The 20,840-nt window shown below is 71.7% G+C and carries 14 protein-coding genes; 10 read left to right on the top strand and 4 right to left on the bottom strand.

The annotated features are described in order from the left end of the window. Positions 1-30 precede the first annotated feature (30 nt). Positions 31-885: a 3-methyl-2-oxobutanoate hydroxymethyltransferase gene (gene panB / locus ACFPYL_RS19025; protein WP_379157919.1), complete on the bottom strand. Its 855-nt coding sequence runs from the start codon at positions 883-885 to the stop codon at positions 31-33. Between the two features lie 61 nt (positions 886-946). Continuing rightward, positions 947-2,137, bottom strand: a complete 1,191-nt coding sequence (locus tag ACFPYL_RS19020; RefSeq protein ID WP_379157916.1) for an MFS transporter — start codon at positions 2,135-2,137, stop codon at positions 947-949. Between the two features lie 64 nt (positions 2,138-2,201). On the opposite strand from ACFPYL_RS19020, the gene ACFPYL_RS19015 reads away from it, so the two are divergent. After that, positions 2,202-2,912 (top strand): ArsR/SmtB family transcription factor, encoded by a 711-nt coding sequence (locus tag ACFPYL_RS19015; RefSeq protein WP_379157913.1) that lies wholly within the window; start codon positions 2,202-2,204, stop codon positions 2,910-2,912. A gap of 141 nt (positions 2,913-3,053) precedes the next feature. On the opposite strand, the gene ACFPYL_RS19010 is transcribed toward ACFPYL_RS19015, so the two are convergent. Further along, a complete protein-coding gene (locus ACFPYL_RS19010; protein WP_379157911.1) occupies positions 3,054-7,466 on the bottom strand; it encodes a S8 family serine peptidase in 4,413 nt (1,470 codons plus the stop codon). 340 nt (positions 7,467-7,806) lie between these two features. Between ACFPYL_RS19010 and ACFPYL_RS19005 the strand changes: the two genes are divergently transcribed. Then, entirely contained in the window at positions 7,807-8,292 is a 486-nt protein-coding gene (locus ACFPYL_RS19005; protein WP_379157908.1) for a winged helix-turn-helix domain-containing protein, read from the top strand. Here ACFPYL_RS19005 and ACFPYL_RS19000 read toward each other — a convergent pair. Then, positions 8,280-8,753, bottom strand: coding sequence for a VOC family protein (locus ACFPYL_RS19000; RefSeq protein ID WP_379157905.1), 474 nt, complete (start codon positions 8,751-8,753; stop codon positions 8,280-8,282). The genes ACFPYL_RS19005 and ACFPYL_RS19000 overlap by 13 nt on opposite strands. Before the next feature lie 63 nt (positions 8,754-8,816). On the opposite strand from ACFPYL_RS19000, the gene ACFPYL_RS18995 reads away from it, so the two are divergent. From ACFPYL_RS18995 to ACFPYL_RS18960, 8 genes are all read left to right on the top strand, one after another. Next, positions 8,817-10,862, top strand: a complete 2,046-nt coding sequence (locus ACFPYL_RS18995; protein ID WP_379157903.1) for an NAD(+) synthase — start codon at positions 8,817-8,819, stop codon at positions 10,860-10,862. A gap of 62 nt (positions 10,863-10,924) precedes the next feature. Continuing rightward, positions 10,925-11,362 (top strand): hypothetical protein, encoded by a 438-nt coding sequence (locus tag ACFPYL_RS18990; protein WP_379157900.1) that lies wholly within the window; start codon positions 10,925-10,927, stop codon positions 11,360-11,362. A gap of 173 nt (positions 11,363-11,535) precedes the next feature. Further along, a complete protein-coding gene (locus ACFPYL_RS18985; RefSeq protein WP_379157897.1) occupies positions 11,536-14,922 on the top strand; it encodes a hypothetical protein in 3,387 nt (1,128 codons plus the stop codon). 118 nt (positions 14,923-15,040) lie between these two features. After that, positions 15,041-16,519 carry a Na+/H+ antiporter NhaC gene (nhaC, locus tag ACFPYL_RS18980; protein WP_379157894.1) on the top strand — a complete coding sequence of 493 codons (1,479 nt, stop codon included), beginning with the start codon at positions 15,041-15,043 and terminating at the stop codon, positions 16,517-16,519. Next, positions 16,516-17,970 (top strand): basic amino acid/polyamine antiporter, encoded by a 1,455-nt coding sequence (locus ACFPYL_RS18975; RefSeq protein ID WP_379157891.1) that lies wholly within the window; start codon positions 16,516-16,518, stop codon positions 17,968-17,970. Before nhaC ends, ACFPYL_RS18975 begins: the two co-directional genes overlap by 4 nt. A 16-nt stretch (positions 17,971-17,986) precedes the next feature. Beyond that, a complete protein-coding gene (locus ACFPYL_RS18970) occupies positions 17,987-19,234 on the top strand; it encodes an arginine deiminase (protein WP_379157888.1) in 1,248 nt (415 codons plus the stop codon). Beyond that, the gene (locus tag ACFPYL_RS18965) at positions 19,234-19,638 is read left to right on the top strand and encodes an META domain-containing protein (RefSeq protein ID WP_379157885.1); all 405 of its coding nucleotides are present in this window, start codon (positions 19,234-19,236) and stop codon (positions 19,636-19,638) included. The genes ACFPYL_RS18970 and ACFPYL_RS18965 overlap by 1 nt, the downstream gene beginning before the upstream one ends. Then, on the top strand, positions 19,635-20,654 hold the full coding sequence (locus tag ACFPYL_RS18960; protein ID WP_379157882.1) for a lysylphosphatidylglycerol synthase domain-containing protein: 1,020 nt from the start codon (positions 19,635-19,637) through the stop codon (positions 20,652-20,654). Before ACFPYL_RS18965 ends, ACFPYL_RS18960 begins: the two co-directional genes overlap by 4 nt. The last annotated feature ends 186 nt before the right edge of the window (positions 20,655-20,840 follow it).

Genomic DNA, 20,840 nt, shown 5'->3' with positions numbered 1-20,840 from the left:
CTCGCTTCGCTCGCACCTCAACCACCGGAGCTAAAAGGTGTGCTCGGGCCCCGGGAAGGTGCCGGCCTTGACGTCGGCGGCGTAGTCCTGGGCCGCCTGGAGCAGGACGCCGTGCACGTCGGCGTACTGCTTGACGAAGCGCGCCATCCTGCCGGTGCGGAAGCCGAACGCGTCGCCCCACACGAGCACCTGGCCGTCGCAGCCTGGGCCGGCGCCGATGCCGATGGTGGGGATGCCGACGGCGGCGGTGACCTCGGCGGCGACGTCGCCGGGGACCATCTCCATGACGACGGCGAAGGCACCCGCCTCCTCCATCGCCTGGGCCTCCTCGACGACCTTCTTGGCCGCGTCACCGCGACCCTGGACCCGGTAGCCGCCGAGGTTGTGCTCGGACTGCGGGGTGAAGCCGATGTGCGCCATCACCGGGATGCCGCCCTCGGTGAGCTTGCGGACCTGGGGAGCCATCTCGACGCCGCCCTCGAGCTTCACGGCGTGCGCGTTGGCCTCCTTCATGAACCGCACCGCGGTCAGGTAGGCCTGCTCGGGCGAGGCCTGGTAGGAGCCGAACGGCAGGTCGGCGACCACGAGCGCGCGGTGCGCCGAGCGGGTGACCGCGCGGACCAGCGGGATCAGCTCGTCGACCGTGACGGGCAGCGAGGTCTCGTTGGCGAAGACGTTGTTGGAGGCGCTGTCACCGACGAGCAGCACCTCGATGCCGGCCTCGTCGAAGGTCTGCGCGGCGTACTGCTCGTAGGCCGTGAGCATCGCGAACTTCTCGCCGCGCTGCTTCATCTCGCGCAGGTGGTGGGTGCGGATCCGCTTGATCGCGGCCGCTCTCTCCGGCTTCGCCGGACCGGTGCCGTACGGCGCCGTCTCCTCAGACATGTTCACTCCCGACAACGTCATCTCGCAGCTCCCTGATGGAGTCCACGGACCGTTCCTCAGGCTAGCCCCGGGAGGCACCGGCGACGCTGTGTCGCTGGTCACGACCGGCCAGGCTGACGACGAGGAGACCGGCCACGGCGACGGCGATCGCGGCACCGAGCGCGCCCCGCACGCCGAGGCCGGTGCCCGCGACCGCGCCCAGCAGGTACGGCGCGAAGAAGCCGAGGTAGGTGAGCCCGTAGAACACGGCGACGACGGCCCCGCGCTCGTCGGGCGGCGCCAGGCGCTCGACCTCCCGCAGCCCGGAGACCAGGCCGCAGCCGTAGCCGGCGCCGAAGAGCGGCGCGGCGACCAGCAGCAGCACCCGGCTGTCGGCCGTGACCGCCGCGATCCCCACGAGCAGCGCGACCGTCGCGCAGACCATCCCGACCCGTCCCGCGAGCAGCGGCCGGTGGTCGTCGAGCCGGCGCGCCAGGGGCTGCACCGCGACACCGGTCCCGAGGGCCACGCCGGTGAGGATCCCGGCGAACGCGAGCGCGCCCTCGGTGGGTGCGTCGACGACGCTCGGCAGGTAGGCGAAGGAGATCGCGACGCAGCCGAAGACCCAGGGCGCCGTCGGTGCGACGGTCAGCAGGAACCGCCGACCGCGGGTGACGGCGGGGAGGCTGACGAGTGGCCGGCGTACCGCCGAGGCCGGAGCCGGACCGGCAGCCGGGAGGAGCACCACCAGCGCGACCACCCCGAGCACCAGGTGCGGCAGGTAGGGCACGACCAGCGGATGTGCGGAGAGCTCGGCGACCACGCCTGCGACGAGCGGGCCGAGGCCGAAGCCGGCGGAGAGCGACAGCGCCGCCCGTCGGGCGCCCGTGCCGGGCGCGTCGTCGACGGACAGGTCGGCCATCCACGCGCTCGCGGCGCCGAAGACGACGCCCGAGCTGATCCCGGCCAGCAGCCGCGCCACCGCCAGCCCGGGGACCCAGTCGCTCCAGACCATCAGCAGCGCGGTGGCCACGGGGGAGAGGGCTACGAACGGTACGACGACCGCGCGCCGGCCCCAGCGGTCCGAGGCCGACCCACCGATCAGCAGGGCGGGGATCAGGCCGACGGCGTACAGCGCGAAGAGCAGCGCGCGGGCCTGGGCTGACATGCCGAGCTCGTCGCGGTAGGCGAGCAGCATCGGCGAGAACTGGTTGGCACCCCAGCCCACGGCGAACATGGCGAGGGACACGCGTTGCCAGGGACGGAAGGTCACCCGTCGACCGTAGGCCACGGTCGTTTCAATCCCGGTTGAAGGGTTGCGGGGCTAGGTTCGGACCATGAACGGCGACACGGACCTGGCAGCGGTCGGAGCCCTCGTCGGCGACCGGGTGCGCGCCGCGATCCTGCTCTGCCTCCTGGGTGGCGGGGCCACGAGCGCCTCCGACCTCGCCCGCGCGGCCGACGCCTCGCCGTCCCTCACCAGCGCCCACCTCAAGCGCCTGCGCGAGGGTGGCCTGGTCGAGGTGGCGGCCTCCGGGCGGCAGCGGCTCTACCGGCTCGCGTCCGTCGAGGTTGCCGAGATGCTCGAGACGATGCAGCTGCTCGCGCCCGCGACGCCGGTGACGTCGCTGCGCGGAGCCAACAGCAAGCGGCGGCTGCGCCGGGCCCGGATGTGCTACGACCACCTGGCCGGCGTGCTGGGCGTGGCGGTGACCGACGGTCTGGTCCGCCGCGACGCATTGCACCCGGAGACGCTCGCCCTCGGCACGGGTGCCGAGCGCGTGCTCGCCGAGGTGGACGTCTCGCTGGCGGTGCTGGGCTCGGCGCCGCGGCCCGTCGTCCGCGCCTGCACGGACTGGACCGAGCGCCGCCCGCACGTCTCCGGCGGTGTGGGCGCCGCGGTGGCGGCGGCCCTGCTCGATCGGCAGTGGGTCGTACGACGGACCGGCTCGCGCGGCCTCGACGTCACCGCCGACGGCGCGGTCGGGCTGGAGGGCTGGCTCGGGATCCGGCTCACCCAGCAGACGGCGTGGCAGGAGTCGGCGTGAGCGAGCGTAGCGAGCGAGCCATGCAACACAGTGCGGCCTGTGCCTCGTGCGCGCACGGAGCGAAGCGAGTACTCCCATGAGCAGGACCCGCTCCGATGGGATCGGAGCGGGTCCTGGCTGTCTCGAGTCAGTGGGTCCTGGTCAGCACCTCGCCTTCTTGAGCGTGAAGTCGTCGCGGACCGTCGCGCCCTTGGTGAGCCGCACCTTCTTGGTCTGCGGTGCGTAGCCGTCCTTGGCGGCGATCAGCTGGAGCGGGTTCGCGCCGACGTTGAACCACTGCGCGTAGCCGCCGTCGGCGCCCGTGACGAGGGTCCACGACCCCGCCCACGAGTCGATCTGCACCGTGGCACCGCCGAGCGGTGCCGTGGCTCCCGCACAGGAGGCTCCCTTGACCGTGCCGGCCAGCTTGCCCCAGGCCGCCGGCGGCGTGACCGTCATCGAGACGGCGACCGGCTCGACGTTGCCCGGTGCGTCCTCACCGATCGTGACGGCGGCCGTGTAGACGCCCGGCTGCGGCACGTTCGGGTCGGTGGTGACGGTGACCGTGACCGACTCACCCGGGTCGAGCGTCGCCGTCGTCGGGTCGACCGAGAGCCACCCGACGTCCGCGCCACCCGCCGCACAGTCCTCGAGCCCCGGCAGCATCTCGCTGTCCGGCGTGGCATCGAAGCTGCCCTGCGAGCCACCGACCTTGTAGAACCCGCAGGCCGCGCCGCCGCGGTAGCGCGCGACGTTGCTGTTGGGCAGGTCGGTCCAGCTGTCGCTGCCCGGGTCGTAGGCGAACGCGGCGTTCGTGATCGCCCCGCCCTGGACGCCGCCGGTGACGACGAGCTGGCCGCCCGCCCCCGCCGACGCCGCCGCCCACAGGTCGACCGGGGCGTCGGCCACCGGGCTCCAGCTGTCGGAGCTCGGGTCGTAGGCGTACGTCGCGGTGCTCGCGGCGCTGCCGTCGTTGCCACCCGTGCAGATGACCTGCCCGTCGATCCCGGCGCAGGACGCGAACGCCACCGAGTCCGGGTAGTCGGCGAGCTCCTGCCAGCTGTCGCTGGCCGCGTCGTACGCCGCCACGGCGTTCGACATCGGCAGGCAGTCGGCCGTGGTGCAGCCGCCGACCGTGTAGAGCTTGCCGTCGAGCACGGCCTGGCCGGACGCCGAGAGCGCCGTCGGCGCGTCGGCCACGGCGGTCCAGCTGTCCGCGGACGGGTCGTAGACCCAGGTGTCCGTCGCCGGACCGCCGTCGGCCCATCCTCCGGCCGCCACGATCTTGCCGTCGACCACACCAGCTGCCGCCGCGTTGCGGGCACCCGGCAGGTCGGCCTTCGCCGTCCAGGCCAGGGACTCCGGGTCGTAGGCGTAGACGGCCGCCGTCGACGCCGAGCCGTCGCCGCCGGCGATCGAGTAGATCGTCCCGTCGACGTTGACCACGGCGTTGTCCATGATCGCGCTCGGGTAGTCGGCGAGGTCCGTCCAGGGTGCGTCCTGCGTCCCGGCCGCTGCCGCGGAGGTGGCCGCCGCCTTGCCCGACCCGGTCGAGGTCAGGCTGACCGGAGCCTTGAGCCGTTGCAGGGGAGCACCCTCGCTCTTCGAGAGCTGTGAGAGGTCCTGCTTGGTCCCGTCGGCCCGCTGCATCACGAACCCGCCGTCGCGCTCACCGAGCTCGACGTTCACCGGTGCGGTGCCGTCGTTGGTGAGGGTGAACGTGCCGGACTTCGGGGCACCGCCGAGCTTCGCGGTCGTGGCGATGCTGGTCGGCGTCACCGTCAGGTGCCCGGCCGCCAGTCGGAAGCTGGCCGCCACCGTCCGGTTGCGCGGCACGTTCACCGTCTTGCGCTGCGACTGGTGCTGCTTCGCCGCGGCCTCGAACGGGTGCCGTCCGGTCAGGGACGAGAACAGCTGGTAGAAGCCGTCGTCCACGGCGGGGTCGTCCGGCGTGGGCTTCGTCGTCGCCTTGTCGGCCGGCTGGTCGATGCTGGTCACCGTCGCGCCGTTGATGCCGGTGCGGCCGGTCGACCCGCGCACGTTGCCGACCACCAGGCCACCCTCGACCGGGTCGCAGGTGCGGTTGCCGACGAAGACGTCGTCGACCTCCCACCACCAGGCGTACGACGCGTCGTAGTAGTGGAAGCGGACCTGCACCTGCGACTGGCCGGCCGCCATCGGCAGCTGGATCACGTCGGTGCGCGGACCCCGGACGTCGGTCGTCTGGTGCAGGACCGTCTCCCAGGTGTCGCCGCCGTCGATGCTGACGTCGACGTCCGCGGAGTCGCCCAGGTTGTTGTAGTCCTGGGCGAACCCGACGACGGGCGCCGTCAGGTCGGACATGTCGACCACCGGCGAGACCAGCGAGGTGTCCTGCTCGCCGTCCGACCCGTAGTTGTCGCTGTCGACGATGGCGAAGCCGCCCTCGCCACCGGTGAGGTTGCCCTGGCCGCCCGGGTCGTCGAACGTCCAGACCTGGCCGTTGTCGAGCCCGTCGGTCACGGTCCAGCCGTCCGGCAGCGCCTCACCGGAGAAGTCCTCCGTCACGCCCGCGGTGTTGAACACGTAACCCGGGGCCGTGCAGGTGCTGTCGTCGACCTGGAGCGCCACGTCGTGGGTGACGTCGGAGGCGCCGACCGCCACGTCCGCCGTGCTCGGCAGGTAGCCGGGCAGGTCGGCCGTGACCGTCATCGAGTACGTCGCTCCGCTGGGCAGGTCGACGCTGTAGTCGCCGGTCGTCGGGTCGGTCCACACGTCCGGAGCCGGTCCGGCGATGTCGACCTTCGCGTAGAGCGGCCAGCCGTGGCCGCCCCCGTCGGTGACCGTGCCGCGGACCGTGACGGACGGCGCGGCCGTCAGCGCGAAGTCGCGCGTGGTCACGGTGTCGGCCGTGATCGTCGCGCTCGCGTCCTCGGACCCATAGCCGAACGCCGACGCCGTCACGGCGTAGTCGCCGGTCGGCAGCCGCAGCGAGTAGCTGCCGTCGGCCGCCGTCGTCGTCGACCGGTCGAACTCGCCGTCGACCGCCACCGTGGCGCCGCCGATCGGGTCGCCCGTGCCGTCGTCGGTGACGGTTCCGGACAGGGTGCCGGTCTCGCCGACCGGAGCGGCCTGGAGGAGGGCGAGCGCGTCGAGACGACCCTCACCGAAGACGTTGTTGTCGTCGGCCGTGCCGCCGCAGGTCGTGCTGTCCACGTCGAGGGCGGTGTCGTCCAGGAGCGCGCGGGTGCCGGGGATGTCGCCGCGGAGCGACGGCGCGGCCGACCACAGCAGGGCGATCGCCCCGACCAGGTGCGGTGAGGCCATCGACGTACCGCTGAAGCTGGCGTAGGCGTTGTCCGGCACGCTCGAGCGCACGTTGACGCCCGGCGCCGAGATGTTGGGCTTGATCTCGCCGTCCTGGCCGGCGCCCCGCGAGGAGAAGCCGGCGATGGCGTTGTTCACGTCGTACGCGCCGACGGAGTAGTTGACGGTCCGGCTGCCCGGCGACCCGCTGGTCTCGCAGGCCGGGCCGTTGTTGCCGTTGGAGAAGCTGCCGAAGATGCCGGACGCGGCCCACGCCTCCTCGACGTCCTCCATGAACGGGTCGTTGCTGGGCACCTGGGTGCCCCACGAGTTGTTGATGATGTCGGGCCGCTTGCTGACATCGGGGTTCTCGCCCTCGAGGTCGGTGGGTGCGAGCATCCACTCACCGGAGGAGATCAGTGCCTCGTCCGAGGGGCAGCAGCCGTTGGCGGTGATCCACCTGGCGCCGGGGGCGACCCCGACCTCGTTGGCGGCGCCGTCGTCGCCGACCATCGTGCCCATCGTGTGGGTGCCGTGGCCGTCGTTGTCGCAGGGAGCGTCACCGCAGGTGCCGCTGGCGTCGAACCAGTTGTAGTCGTGGGTGAACGTACCGTCGCCGTTGTTGCCGCGGTACTGGTTGACCAGCGCCGGGTGGTCGTACTGCACGCCGGAGTCGATGCTGCCGACCACGATGTCCTCACCCGTGTCGCCGAACTCGCTCCACACGTCGTCGGCGTTGATGTTGGCGACGCCCCACTCCACGGCGTCGGGGCCGTGCACGGCCGTGCCCTTCTTGGGCTGCTCGAGGCGGTAGTCGAAGGTCGGGTAGAGCGCCTGCACCTCGGGCTGCGCGGTGAGGTCCTCCGCGAGGGCCTGGCTGCCGGCCTGGACCCGGATCGCGTTGGTCGCCCAGAAGCTCTGGTACGACGAGCCCTCGTCGTCCAGCAGCGCGCGGACGTCTGCCTGGCTGTCCCGGGCGGCCTTGGTGAGCCGGTCCACGACGTACTGGCCGCGTGCGGTGCGGTCCTTGATGGTGGGCGCCTTCGACAGGTCCGGTCGCTCCGCGAACCGGATCCAGAAGGTCGCTGCGCCCTTGCTCTCCAGCTGCTGGGCGAGCTTCGGCTTGATCTTGCCGAGCTGGGGGTCGCCCGACGGGGCCGCGCCGGCGGCGTCGGGGACGGCGAGTGCCAGGCCGCTCACGACGAGCAGCAGGCTGGCGAGCTCCACGAGGCGGCGCCGGGATCGTCCGGTCCGGCCGGGTGGGCGGGGGATGGGCAGGCGTGATGACATGCGAGTGGTCCTCCCGAGAACGGGCGACCCCGAGTGGTCGCCCGGCCCGCCTGACGCTAGGGAGACGCCGGGGGCGCGACAACGCCGTACGACGGTCAAGTCGCGGTCGATGCGGGCGCGATGCGGGCAAACCTGCGGCGACCCGGGGTCGGGGACGGACGATCGCCGTCCTTGACCTGCCCGGGGCGATGCAGGAAGGTGTCTTTACCTTGGAAAGGAACGGGTGGTGTCTCTCGCTCGGGGAGAAGGACCAGTCCGTGTGGTTCCGGAGGGGCAGCGGCTGCGCTCTGCCGACAGCACTGCCGACGGATCCGTCGACGGACCTGCCATCGTGATCGCGGTGGCGCCCACGGCTGCGGATCGGATACGGATCGCCGACGCGGTCGGGGGCAGTGCGCCGGTGCTGCTGGTCGGCTCGGTGCGCGAGGCGGTCCGCCTGCTGCTCCGCGACGTGTCCTTCGTCGAGCCCGACCCCTGCCCCCTGGAGCGCCCCGCACCGACGGCGTACGACGGCCTCGAGGTCGCGCTCGACATCGACTCGGACGCGCGGGTGCTGACCTGCGGTGACCGGCAGACCGACCTGTCACCGCTCGAGCACGACCTGCTGGTGAGCCTGCACGAGGCCGACGGCCACATCCGGACCTTCGCGTGGCTCCAGCGGCACGTGTGGCACAACGACCACCAGGGCAGCCGGTCGCACGTGCAGAGCACCGTGAAGCGGCTGCGCCGCAAGCTCGCCGAGGTCGACAGCCCGCTCCAGGTCGACGGCGTGCGCGGCGTCGGCCTGCGCCTGGTGAGCGTCGGGTCGGCGCGCTACCTGGGCTGAGCCTGGGCCCGCTCGACGGCCGCCTCGATGTCGGCGATCACGATCTTCTGCTGCGTCATCATCTCGGCGACGGCGGCCTGGGCGCGGACGGGATCGGGGTCGGAGACGAGCTCGTAGAGCCGCACCGGCACCACCTGCCAGGACAGCCCGAACCTGTCCTTGAGCCAGGCGCACTGGTCGGGCTCGCCGCCGGCGACGAGGTTGTCCCAGTAGTAGTCGACCTCGGACTGGTCGGCGCAGCTGATGCTGAGCGAGACCGTCTCCGTGAAGCCGGCGTGGACCGGGCCGCCGTTGATGCCGCGGAACGGCCGGCCGTCGAGGGTCCACTCGGCGGCGAGCACCCGGCCGTCCTCGTAGTGGGAGACCCCGCGCCGCTCGGAGTTGGGGAAGACGGTCGTGTAGAAGTCGACCGCCTCCATCAGGTTGTCGTCGAACCACAGGCAGGTGCTGATCTCGGGCATGACCCTCAGACCGACGCCGGTCCACGGACTCATCGCTCGGCCGGTCAGCCCTAGACTCGCGACGTGGACTTCTACTCCGCCTACGCCCAGGGCTTCGCCCGGGTGGCGGCCTGCACGCTGCCGGTCGCGATCGCCGACCCGGCGGCCAACGCCAGCAGGATCCTCGAGCAGGCGCGGGCGTGCGACGCGGACGGTGTGGCCGTCGCCGTCTTCCCGGAGCTCTCGCTGACGGGCTACTCGATCGACGACCTCTTCCTCCAGGACACCCTGCTGGACGCGGTCGGCGAGGCGATCAGCGACCTCGTCGCCGGTACGACGGACCTGCGGACCGTGCTGGTCGTCGGTGCGCCCCTCGTCCACGGGACGCGGGTCCTCAACTGCGCCGTCGTCGTCCACGCCGGACGGGTGCTCGGGGTGGCGCCGAAGTCCTACCTCCCGACCTACCGCGAGTTCTACGAGCGGCGCTGGTTCGCCCCGGGTGACGACCGCAGGGGCAGCACGATCGTCGTCGGCGGGGTCGAGGTGCCGTTCGGTCCGGACCTGATCTTCGGCGCGACCGACGTGCGTGGCCTGCGCCTGCACGTCGAGGTCTGCGAGGACATGTGGGTGCCGATCCCGCCGAGCGCCGAGGCCGCGCTCGCCGGGGCGACCGTGCTCGCGAACCTGTCCGGCAGCCCGATCACCGTGGCCCGCGCCGACGACCGGCACCTGCTCACCCGCAGTGCGAGCGCGCGCTGCTCGGCGGCGTACGTCTATGCGGCCGCGGGCCAGGGCGAGTCGACCACCGACCTGTCGTGGGACGGGCAGACGATGGTCTACGAGTGCGGCGACCTGCTGGGGGAGTCCGAGCGGTTCCCCGACGGTCCGCGCCGCACGGTCGTGGACGTCGACCTGGACCGGATCCGGCAGGACCGGATGCGGCAGGGCACCTTCGACGACAACCGGCGCACCCACGAGATCTCGACAGGCTCGATCACCGGAGGAAGGCACTTCCGCACCGTGGCCTTCGAGCTGCGGCCGCCGGCCGGCGACATCGGCCTGCGCCGCAAGGTGGACCGCTACCCGTTCGTGCCCGACGACGCCGAGCGGCTGGCCCAGGACTGCTATGAGGCCTACAGCATCCAGGTGTCCGGGTTGGAGCAGCGGCTGCACGCCATCGGCAATCCCAAGGTGGTGATCGGGGTGAGTGGCGGGCTCGACTCGACGCACGCGCTGATCGTCGCCGCGCGCGCCATGGACCGGCTGGGCCGGCCGCGCTCGGACATCCACGCGTTCACGCTGCCGGGCTTCGCGACCGGCGAGCTGACCAAGGGCTACGCGACGCGGCTCTCGAAGGCGCTGGGGGTGACCTTCGAGGAGCTCGACATCACCGCGGCCGCGCGGCAGATGCTGGCCGACATCGACCACCCGTTCGCCGACGGGGAGCCGACGTACGACATCACGTTCGAGAACGTCCAGGCCGGGCTGCGCACCGACTACCTCTTCCGGCTCGCCAACCACCGCGGCGGCATCGTGCTCGGCACCGGCGACCTGAGCGAGCTCGCGCTCGGCTGGTGCACGTACGGCGTCGGCGACCAGATGTCGCACTACAACGTCAACGCCGGTGTCCCGAAGACCCTGATCCAGCACCTGATCCGGTGGGTGGCCGCCAGCGGGCTGGTCGACGAGGACGCCACCGAGCTGCTGCTCGAGATCGTCGAGCAGGAGATCACCCCCGAGCTCGTGCCGGGCGGCGCCCAGCCGACGGAGGCGACCGTCGGCCCCTACGCGCTCCAGGACTTCACGCTCTTCCACGTGTTGCGCCGCGGTGCGCTGCCGAGCCGGATCGCCTTCCTCGCCTGGCACGCGTGGCGCGACGCGGCGGCGGGGGACTGGCCGCCGAACTTCCCCGAGGAACGCCGCTCGGCGTACGACCTCGCACAGGTGCGGCACTGGCTCGAGGTCTTCACGAAGCGCTTCTTCGCCAGCCAGTTCAAGCGCTCGGCGCTGCCCAACGGTCCCAAGGTGAGCGCCGGCGGCACCATGTCGCCGCGCGGTGACTGGCGGATGCCCTCGGACGCCGCGCCCGCCGCGTGGCTCGCCCAGCTCGAGTCGGTCCCGACGGAGTGACGCCGCGCCGGGCGCCGACGGCGCTCCTCGTCGGTCTGAGCCGTGTGCCAGGATCTTCCGACATGACGACCTGGCGCGACACGGCATCGGCCTCGGCGCAGGAGGACCTGGACGGCCTGCTCAACCTCGTCCTGCCGCTGGCCCAGGAGCTCCTCGGCAAGAACGGGCAGTTCTATCCCTTCGGTGCCTCGGTCTCGACGACCGGGGAGGCGTCGCTCACCGCGGCCGACCCGGGGCTGGACGGTCGGCAGCAGCCGGACCAGGTCCTCGCGGGCCTGTACGACGGGGCGCGCGCGAGTGCGGCCGACAACCGTGCCGCCGCTTTCGTCGTCGACGTCCTCGTCGACGGGTCCGACGCGGTGCGCGTCGAGCTCGAGCACCGGGACGGGATCGCGCTCGTCGTGCTGGTGCCCTACCAGCCGAGCACCCTCAACAGGGTCCCGAAGTTCGACCAGATGAGCGCGGCACCGGGCGAGCCGCGGGTCTGGGTCGAACGCTAGCGGCTAGCACAGGGGCGGCCGCCGGACCGACCGTTGCCGCCCGCTTCACCCGTCCGGGGGGAGGGTGGCATAGACCGGCCTGTCCGATCCCTGCCATGGCCGGAAAAGGCGGCTCCACGAGGTGGGCGACCCCCTACCGTCACGGCGGCACCTAGTGGGGGGAACGAGTTGTGTTGACGAGGTTGCGCGCCCGGTTGTGGACGCGGGCAGGTCTGGCGGGGCTGCTGACGGCAGCGGTGCTGGTGGTGGTGCCCGTGGCACCGGCGTCGGCGCTCCAGACCATCTCCTGGACAACGCCGCCGCCCGCCACCGCGACCCTGGGTCAGACGGTCTCGTTCGCGTGGACCGGCCGCGCCGACACCTTCCTCGGCGCCCGCATCACCGGCTGCTTCGCCAACTTCCCGGACGCCCCGAACTACACGAACACGTTCGGGGGCAACTTCGCGACCGGCAACTGCAACTTCACCAACCGGGTCGTGACGACCTCGCCGACCTACACGATCCAGGTCGGCTTCTACCTGTCGAGCGGCGGCCAGATGACGCAGACCTGGAACATCAGCGTCCAGAGCACCTCGCCGACCCTGATGAACCTGCCGTCCGGCAACACGCTCAACCTCACGGCCGACACCGCCAACGGCGCCACCGTCCCGGCCTGGAACGTCTACGGCTACGACAACACCTACGGCACCTACGCGGCCACCTGCTCGCCGCCTGCCGGCTCGGTCCTCACGGCGGGATACAACGGTGGTAGCTGTTCGGCGACCAACCCCGGCGGGAGGACCACGACCCAGGCCATCACGATCAACGTGGCCAAGGGCAACCCGACCGCGACCTGGAACCCGGCCAGCCAGTACTCCTTCGGCACCCTCTGGGGCCAGGCCATGACGGCGGCGATCGGCACCAGCGGCCTCTCCGGCACCTGGACCTACCGGGACGCCGGCGGCAACGTCGTCAATGCGAACGCGACGATCCCGGTCGGCACCAACCAGGTCACCGCAACGTGGGTCCCGAGCGGCAACACCGCCGCGAACTGGAGCTCGGGCCAGGTCACGCGCAGCATCAACGTCGTCCCGGCGGCGCAGACCGTCGCGTTCGCGGCGGGCACCCCGACCGCCAAGTCGTACGGCGACGCGCCGTTCCCGGTGACGGCGACCGGCACGAGCGGCGGCGGTCAGACGACGATCTCGGCCCAGGCCGGCAGCGCCTGCACCGTCGGCTCGCCGAGCGGCACCACGACCGCCACCGCCACCGTGACGATCACCGGCGCCGGCTCCTGCGTCCTGCTCGCCAACCAGGCCGCCACCGGCTCGTTCTCGGCGGCCCCGACCGCCCAGGCGTCCGTCACGGTGGCGAAGCGGACGTCCACGATCACCTGGACCCCGCCGAGCACGATCACGTACGGCGACACGCTGGCCGGCGTGCTCACGGCGGCCGGCGACGTGCCCGGCACGGTCGCGTACACCGTCGACGGCACCCCGGTCACCGGCAGCACGGTCCTGGCTGCGGGCCCGAACCAGTCGGTGGTCGCGACCTTCACCCCGGCCACCCCCGCCAACCACACCAGCGCCGTGGCGACCCGGGCGGTCACCGTCCAGCAGGCCCCGCAGTCCGTCAGCCTGGGGGCGCTCCCGGACACGACGTACGGTGTCGCGCCGTTCGCCCTCGACATCACGGACAGCGGCCCCGGAGCAGTCGACGCGTCCGCGGTTGGCGCGTGCACGGTCAGCGGGCTCCAGGTCACCGTCACCGCCGCCGGCGACTGCACCGTCACCGTCACGAAGGCGGGCGACAGCAACCACCTGGCCGGGGGTCCGGTCAGCCGGACCTTCCACGTCGCCCAGGCGACCGCGGCCCTGAGCTGGGACACCCCGGCCCCGATCGGCTACGGCACCCTGCTCGACGAGACGCAGCTCGACGCTGTGCTCGAGACAGACGGAGCTCCCGAGGGGACGATCGACTACGCCCTCGCGGACGGCACGCCCGCCGACGGCGTCGGCCTCGACGCCGGTGACCACGAGCTCACCGCGACCTGGACCCCGGTCGACCAGGGCTGGGCGCCCGCGACGGCGACGGTCACCGTCCACGTCGACAAGGCGGTCTCCCACCTGAGCTGGACCCCGCCCGCAGACGTCGTCAGCGGCACGGCGCTGAGCGCCACCCAGCTGTCGGCGCAGGCCGACCAGGCCGGCACCACGACGTACACGGTCGACGACGGCACCGCGCCCGCGCTCGGCCAGGTGCTCGCGGTCGGTGGGCACGTCCTGCACGCGACGTTCACGCCCACCGACACCGCCAACGTCGCCGGCACGACCGCGCAGGTCCCGCTGACGGTGAAGGCAGTGGTCCTGCCGCCGGTCATCACGCAGGACGTCAACGACCAGCACCAGGTCGACGAGCAGCGCGTCGAGACCCAGGCCGACCTGGACGCCGGCCAGACCCGGACGTTCTCGGTGACCTGCCCGAGCGGCTACTTCGCCAGCGACGGCTCCGGTCGGGTCGACGCCGTCGACCAGGGCACCGGGACGCTCGCCGACGTGGTCGTGCTGGAGTCCCGCCCGACGAGCCTCGACACGTGGACGGTCACCATGGCCAACCACGCGACCGGGCGCGCCCAGGGCAAGGCATTCGCCGACTGCGTGCAGGCCCGGACCTCGACGGTCGAGGGGCACTCGCACGCGCTGACCTTCGAGCCGTCGCAGTCCGGCACCACCGCGCTGAGCGGTCCGACCACCACGACGCTCACCTGTGCGGCCGGCTCCTCGCCGGTCGCTCCGGGCTACCTGCTGGACGGCTCGGCCGTCGTACGACGCAGCGCGCCCAGCGGCACGTCGTCGTGGACCTTCGTGGTGGTGCCGTCGGGCGCCGACCCGGCCACCACCGGTGACTTCTCCGTGCGCTGCCTCTCGAACGTCCTGCTGGGCTCGGACCACGACCACCGCCTCGACCTGACGCCGGTGACCCAGACCGTCACCGTCCCGGCGGGGCAGTCGATCGAGGCCCAGACGAGCTGCGGCGACCTCGCCCGCGGGATCGTCGGCGGCTGGTCGATCGACGACGGGCTGGTCCGCGCCGGTGCCGAGCCGCGAGCGAAGGTCCGGGCCACCCGGCTCTTCAACCCGACCTCGGCTCCGCTCATTGCCGAGCTGTCGCTGCTGTGCCTCGAGACCCGGACCGTCGCCGACGCCCCGGTCGGTGTGCTCGCGCCGCCCGCCGCCGCCGGGCCTGCGGCGAGCGTGAGCTCCGTCGCCTCGCCGGCCTCACGGGCCGTGACCGTCGGCTCCCGTGGCCGGACCACCGCTGCCGTCCACTGCGGCTCCGGCAGCACCCGGTGCACCGGCACCGTGGCCCTGGTCGCGACGCGTGGGCAGCGGGTCGCGGGACGCACGCTGCGCAAGGACACCGTCCTCGCGACGAGCGCGTTCTCCGTCGCGGCCGGCACCTCCGGCACGGTCCTGCTGCGCCCCACCCGGTCGGGCAGGAAAGTGCTGAAGGCGCAGGACCTGCGCCGGGCGGAGCTGCGCATCGGCAAGCACGTGCGCACGGTCCAGCTGCGCCGCTAGCGGCTTTCGCGGGGCGCCTCACCGCCTGTTTCGCCCGGACCGGGTGAGGCGGGGCGCGGACGACCTGCGCCAGCATCGTGGTGCTCGGGTGTTGACCATGCCGAGCGCAGGAGGAGACGTGGCGCAGGCCGACGGCCCGACCGGGTTGAGGGAGCCCTCGCTGGCCGACGCACTGCTCCCGTTGGCGGCGCTGGCCCTCCTGATCGCCGGGTCCCTCGCGTTGTTCGGGCTGGACGCGCTCGACGGGCCGATCCAGGTGGCGCTGCTGCTGTGCTGCGCGGTCGCGGCGCTGATCGCGATGAAGAACGGGCACCCGTTCACCTCCGTGCAGGAGGCCGGTCGGGGAGCGGTCGCGTCGGTGACCAGCGCGATCTTCATCCTCTTCGCCGTTGGCGCGCTGATCGGTGTGTGGAACCTCAGCGGCACCATCCCGACCCTCGTCTACTACGGCATCCAGGTGCTCTCGCCGGGGTGGTACTACGCTGCCTCGGCGATCATCTGCGGCATCGTCGCGCTGAGCATCGGCAGCTCGTGGACGACGTCGGCGACGATCGGCGTCGGCCTGGTCGGGATCGCCGGCCTGATCGGGGTGTCACCCGAGATCACCGCCGGGGCCGTCATCTCCGGTGCCTACCTCGGCGACAAGACGTCCCCGCTCTCCGAGACGACGATCCTGACCGCGCAGATCGTCAAGGTCGACGTCTACGAGCACATCAGACGGCAGGTCTGGACGTCGGTCCCGGCCTTCCTGATCGCCCTGGTCGTGTTCTTCGTCCTCGGCCTCACCGGGCCCGACACGGTCTCCGACGCCGAGACCACCTCCGACCTCGACAAGCTCAACGAGATCTTCAACATCACGCCGCTCGCACTGCTCCCGATCGTGCTCCTCGGCTACCTCTCCATCCGCAAGGTGCCGGCCTCCCTGGCCCTCCTCGCAGCGACGCTCTTCGCGGGCGTCCTGGGCGCGTTCCTCCAGCCCGACGTGTACGCCGACTTCGTCGCGGGCAGCGGCAACGTGGTCGTCGAGTCGCTCAAGGCGGTCTGGTCGGCGATGGCGAACGGCTTCACGATCAGCTCCGGCATCCCCGACGTCGACCGGCTGCTCTCGCGCGGCGGCATGGACAGCATGTTGCTCACCATCTGGCTGATCATCGGCGCGGTGACCTTCGGCGCGATGCTCGAGGAGTTCGGCCTGATCAACCGCCTCGTCGACCCGATGATCGCGGCGGCGACGAGCACGGGCCGTCTCTTCCTCACCGTCTTCGCCTGTGGCTTCGGGCTCAACCTGGTCGCCGGCGACCAGTACATCGCCCTGGTGCTGCCGGCCCGGATCTTCCGGTTCGAGTTCGCCCGCCGCGGCCTCGCCCCCACCAACCTCTCGCGGCTCGCGGCCGACAGCGGGACGGTCACCTCACCGCTGGTGCCGTGGAACTCCTGCGGCGCCTTCATGGGTGCCACGCTGGGCGTGTCCACGCTGCTCTACCTGCCGTACGCCGTCTTCTGCTACGCCAGTCCCGCCCTCAGCGTGTTGTACGGCGTCACCGGCTTCAAGATCGAGAAGATCGAACCCACCGAGCTCCAGGAGGAGACGGCATGACCACTCACACCGACGAGGCGCCCGCCGGCGCAGTCGCCAAGATGAGCGTCCCCACGCTGACCGCGATGGTGGTCGGCGGCATGGTCGGTGCGGGCGTCTTCTCCCTGCCTGCGCGGTTCGGCGTCGCGACCGGCATCCTCGGCTCGCTGATCGCCTGGGCGGTCGCCGGCACCGGCATGCTGATGCTGGCGTTCGTCTTCCAGAACCTCGCGATCCGCAAGCCCGAGCTCGACTCCGGCGTGTTCATCTACGCCAAGGCCGGCTTCGGCGACTACGCGGGCTTCAACTCCGCGATCGGCTTCTGGGCCAGCTCGATCGCCGGCAACACCTTCTACTGGGTCTTCATCGGGGCGACGCTCGGTGCTTTCTTCGACGGCTTCGGCGACGGTGACACGGTCCTCGCCGCGGCGCTCGGCTCGGCCGGGGTCTGGCTGTTCCACTACCTGATCGCCCGCGGGGTCCGCGACGCCGCCGTCATCAACCAGATCGTCACGGTCTTCAAGATCATCCCGATCCTGGTCTTCATCGTCGTCATGTTCTTCTACTTCAACGCCGGCGTCTTCGCCGACAACTGGACCGCCACCGGGTACGGCGACCTCGGCGACCTCAACGAGCAGGTCCGCAACACCATGCTCATCACGACGTTCGTCTTCATCGGCATCGAGGGCGCCAGCGTCTACTCCCGCTACGCCAAGCGGCGCGAGGACGTCGGCAGGGCGACCGTGATGGGCTTCCTCAGCGTGCTCTCGATCTTCGCCCTCGTCACGCTGTCGAGCTACGCGGTCGTGCCGCAGCCCGAGCTGGCCGACGCCCGGCAGCCGTCCATGGTCAGCGTCTTCGAGTCGCAGGTCGGGCACTGGGGCGAGATCTTCATGAGTGTGGCGGTCGTCGTCTCCGTGCTCGGCGCCTACCTCGCCTGGACGCTGATGGCCGCGGAGGTCATGTACATCCCGGCCCGCCAGGACGACTTCCCCGAGTTCCTGGGTCGCGAGAACGAGGCCGGCACCCCGATCACCGCACTCGTGGTGACCTCGCTCGCCGTCCAGGGCCTGCTGGCCCTCACGCTCTTCGTCACCGACGCCCTCAACTTCATGCTCGACCTGGCCACCAGCCTGGCCCTGCTGCCCTACCTCCTGGCCGCGGCGTACGCCCTCAAGCTCGGGCTGACGGGGGAGTCGTACGACGGCGTCGCGGCCGGCACCCGACGCAAGGAGACCATCGTCGCCGGCGCGGCCACGGCGTACACGATCTTCCTCTTCGACGCGGCCGGCATGAAGTTCGTGCTGCTGATGACCGTGATCCTCGCGCCGGCGTCGTTGCTCTACGTGAAGGCCCGCAGCGAGCACGGGCGGCGGCTCTTCTCGCCGGCCGAGATCGGTCTCTTCGCCCTCATCGTCACCGGCGGCATCATCGGAGCCATCGGGCTCTGGACCGGCCGCATCACCCTCTGAAAGGAACACCACCATCATGTCCGTCTCCGCGACGTACGGCGTCCACTCCGAGGTCGGCCGGCTCCGCAAGGTGCTGGTCTGCCGGCCCGGCCTCGCCCACAAGCGCCTCACGCCGAGCAACAACGACGAGCTGCTGTTCGACGACGTCATGTGGGTCGAGAACGCCCAGCGCGACCACGCGGACTTCGTCAACAAGCTCACCCAGCGCGGGGTCGAGGTCGTCGAGCTCCACGACGTGCTCGCCCAGACCCTCGCCGTGCCCGGGGCGCGCGACTGGCTGCTGGACCGCAAGATCGTCCCCAACCAGGTCGGCCTCGGGCTCGTCGACGACACCCGCGCCTACCTCGAGTCGCTGCCGGAGCGCGAGCTGTCGGAGTTCCTGATCGGCGGCCTCGCGACCAACGACCTGCCCGACGACTTCCGCACCGACTACGTCAACCTGGCGCGCGAGTCGACCGGCGCGCGCGAGTACCTGATGCCGCCGCTGCCCAACACGCTCTACACGCGCGACACCACCTGCTGGCTGTACGGCGGCCTGACGATGAACCCGCTCTACTGGCCGGCCCGCAAGGAGGAGACCTTGATCTACAAGGGGATCTACCAGTTCCACCCCGACTTCGTGGGGTCGACGGTCTGGTGGGGCGACCCCGACCAGGACTGGGGACAGGCCACCTTCGAGGGCGGCGACGTGATGCCGGTCGGCAACGGCGTGGTGCTCGTCGGCATGAGCGAGCGCACCTCGCGGCAGGCCATCACCCAGGTCGCCAAGGCGCTCTTCGACCAGGGCGCGGCGACCCGCGTGATCGTCGCCGGCATGCCGAAGCTGCGCGCGGCCATGCACCTCGACACGGTCTTCACGTTCGTCGACCGCGACATCGTCACGCTCTACCCGACGATCATGGACGCGGTGCACACGTTCACGCTGACGCCGTCCGACAAGGCGCCCGGCGTCGAGGTCCGCGACGAGGGCTCGGCCAAGTTCGTCGACGTGGTCGCCCGCGAGCTGGGGCTGCCGTCGATCCAGGTCATCGACACCGGCGGCGACGTCTACCAGTCCGAGCGGCAGCAGTGGGACAGCGGCAACAACGCGGTCGCCCTGGAGCCGGGCGTGGTCTTCACGTACGACCGCAACACGCTCACCAACACCCTGCTGCGCAAGGCCGGTGTCGAGGTGATCACGATCGTCGGCGCCGAGCTCGGCCGCGGTCGCGGCGGCGGGCACTGCATGACGTGTCCGATCATCCGGGAGCCCGTCGACTTCTGATGCGGGTCGGGAGCTGGGTGGCGGTGGTCGCGGTGGCCGTCGGGCTGACGAGCGCCTGCGACTCCGGCCTGTCCGCCGACGACCTCGACGGCACGACGTACACCTCGACGAGCGTGAGCGGCCGCGACCTGGTGGAGGAGACCGCGATCACGCTCGTCTTCGACGGCGACCGGGTGAGCACCAACGCCGGCTGCAACACGTCGGGTGGACGCTACGAGATCGACGGCGGCACGCTGCGCGCGGCCGGGGAGTGGGCATCGACGACGATCGGCTGCCCGGACGACCTGGCTGCCCAGGACGACTGGCTTCAGGGCATGCTCGAGGACGGCGTGGGGGCGGAGCTCGACGACCACACGCTGACGCTCACCTCGGACGACGTGACGATCGACATGACCGCCGAATGACGCCGACCCGTCGCCGGTGGCTGGTGCGCGGCCTCCTGCTGGTCGTCGCGGTCGTGGTCGTCGCCCTCGTCATCCGGCTGATCGGCCGGGTCGACTGGGGCGAGGTGCGCAGCGCGCTCCAGCACCTCGCGTGGTGGCAGTTCCCGGTCCTGCTGGTCGTGCTGCTGCTGCGGCAGGTGCTCAACGCGCTGCCGCTGTCGCTCTACATCCCGGGCGTCTCGGCGTACCGCGCCACCCAGAACGACCAGGTCGCCATCCTGATGTCGACCATCGCGCCGCCGCCGAGCGACGTGGCGCTGCGGATGGCGATGTTCTCGTCGTGGGGCGTGCCGGTCGCCAAGGGCCTCGCGGGCACCCTGATGAACACGCTGACGTTCTACATCGTGCGCTTCGGCGCGCCCGCGGTCGGCTTCGTCCTGCTCGCCGTCACCGGGGGAGAGGTCGGCCTGCGCTGGGCCGACCTGGTCAGTGTCGCGATCTCGGTCTCGATCTTCGTCGGCCTGCTGCTGGTGATCCGCAGCGAGGCGCTCGCGCGTCGGGTCGGTACGACGGGTGGGCGGCTCGCCCGGCGCGTCCGGCGGACGGTCGACCCGGAAGCCTGGGCCGCCGCGTGCGTGCAGTTCCGCATCGACATCGCCGCCCGCTTCCGGCGTGGTTTCCCGCGGTCGCTGCTGGCGCTGAGCGCGATGCTCGTCGTCGACCTGACGATGCTGGTCATGGCGCTGCGGTTCGTGGGCCTGGAGAACGCCGAGGTGCCGATCGTCGAGATCGCGATCGCCTACCTCTTCGCCTACCCCTTCACCCTCTTCCCGTTCTCCGGGATCGGCATCGTCGACGCCCTCGTGCTGGCCGCGATCGTCGAGCACGCCGGGGCCGACGTCGAGGCGGTCGCCGTCGCGGGCCTGGTGGTCTGGCGGGTCTTCACGATCGGCGGCCCGCTCGCCCTGGGGGCGCTCGGGCTGGCCGCTTGGCGACGTACGTCCGGGGGCTCGTCCGCTGCCGCGCTGCCGGAGTAGCGCAATTGCGTTGCGACGACAGGTCGGGGCGCCGACTGACGTCCGGACCGGTGTGGGGGGAGCGACGTACCTGACGCAGGAGCTCCGGATCCGGCGTCAGACGACCCGTGCGTCAGGTACGACGACGGACGGTCGCCGCCCGTCGGCGGACCATCGCCCGGGGCCGCACCACCAGCCAATAGGCTG

This window comes from Nocardioides hankookensis (assembly GCF_042658885.1).
GTDB lineage: Bacteria > Actinomycetota > Actinomycetes > Propionibacteriales > Nocardioidaceae > Nocardioides > Nocardioides hankookensis.
This window is presented reverse-complemented; position numbering and strand designations above follow the sequence as displayed.

What these genes read in the sequence shown, in the direction of transcription:
- panB (WP_379157919.1), bottom strand. Translation starts at nt 885, where the DNA reads ATGTCTGAGGAGACGGCGCCGTACGGCACCGGTCCGGCGAAGCCGGAG.
- ACFPYL_RS19015 (WP_379157913.1), top strand. Translation starts at nt 2,202, where the DNA reads ATGAACGGCGACACGGACCTGGCAGCGGTCGGAGCCCTCGTCGGCGAC.
- ACFPYL_RS19010 (WP_379157911.1), bottom strand. Translation starts at nt 7,466, where the DNA reads ATGTCATCACGCCTGCCCATCCCCCGCCCACCCGGCCGGACCGGACGA.
- ACFPYL_RS19000 (WP_379157905.1), bottom strand. Translation starts at nt 8,753, where the DNA reads ATGCCCGAGATCAGCACCTGCCTGTGGTTCGACGACAACCTGATGGAG.
- ACFPYL_RS18990 (WP_379157900.1), top strand. Translation starts at nt 10,925, where the DNA reads ATGACGACCTGGCGCGACACGGCATCGGCCTCGGCGCAGGAGGACCTG.
- ACFPYL_RS18975 (WP_379157891.1), top strand. Translation starts at nt 16,516, where the DNA reads ATGACCACTCACACCGACGAGGCGCCCGCCGGCGCAGTCGCCAAGATG.
- ACFPYL_RS18970 (WP_379157888.1), top strand. Translation starts at nt 17,987, where the DNA reads ATGTCCGTCTCCGCGACGTACGGCGTCCACTCCGAGGTCGGCCGGCTC.
- ACFPYL_RS18965 (WP_379157885.1), top strand. Translation starts at nt 19,234, where the DNA reads ATGCGGGTCGGGAGCTGGGTGGCGGTGGTCGCGGTGGCCGTCGGGCTG.
- ACFPYL_RS18960 (WP_379157882.1), top strand. Translation starts at nt 19,635, where the DNA reads ATGACGCCGACCCGTCGCCGGTGGCTGGTGCGCGGCCTCCTGCTGGTC.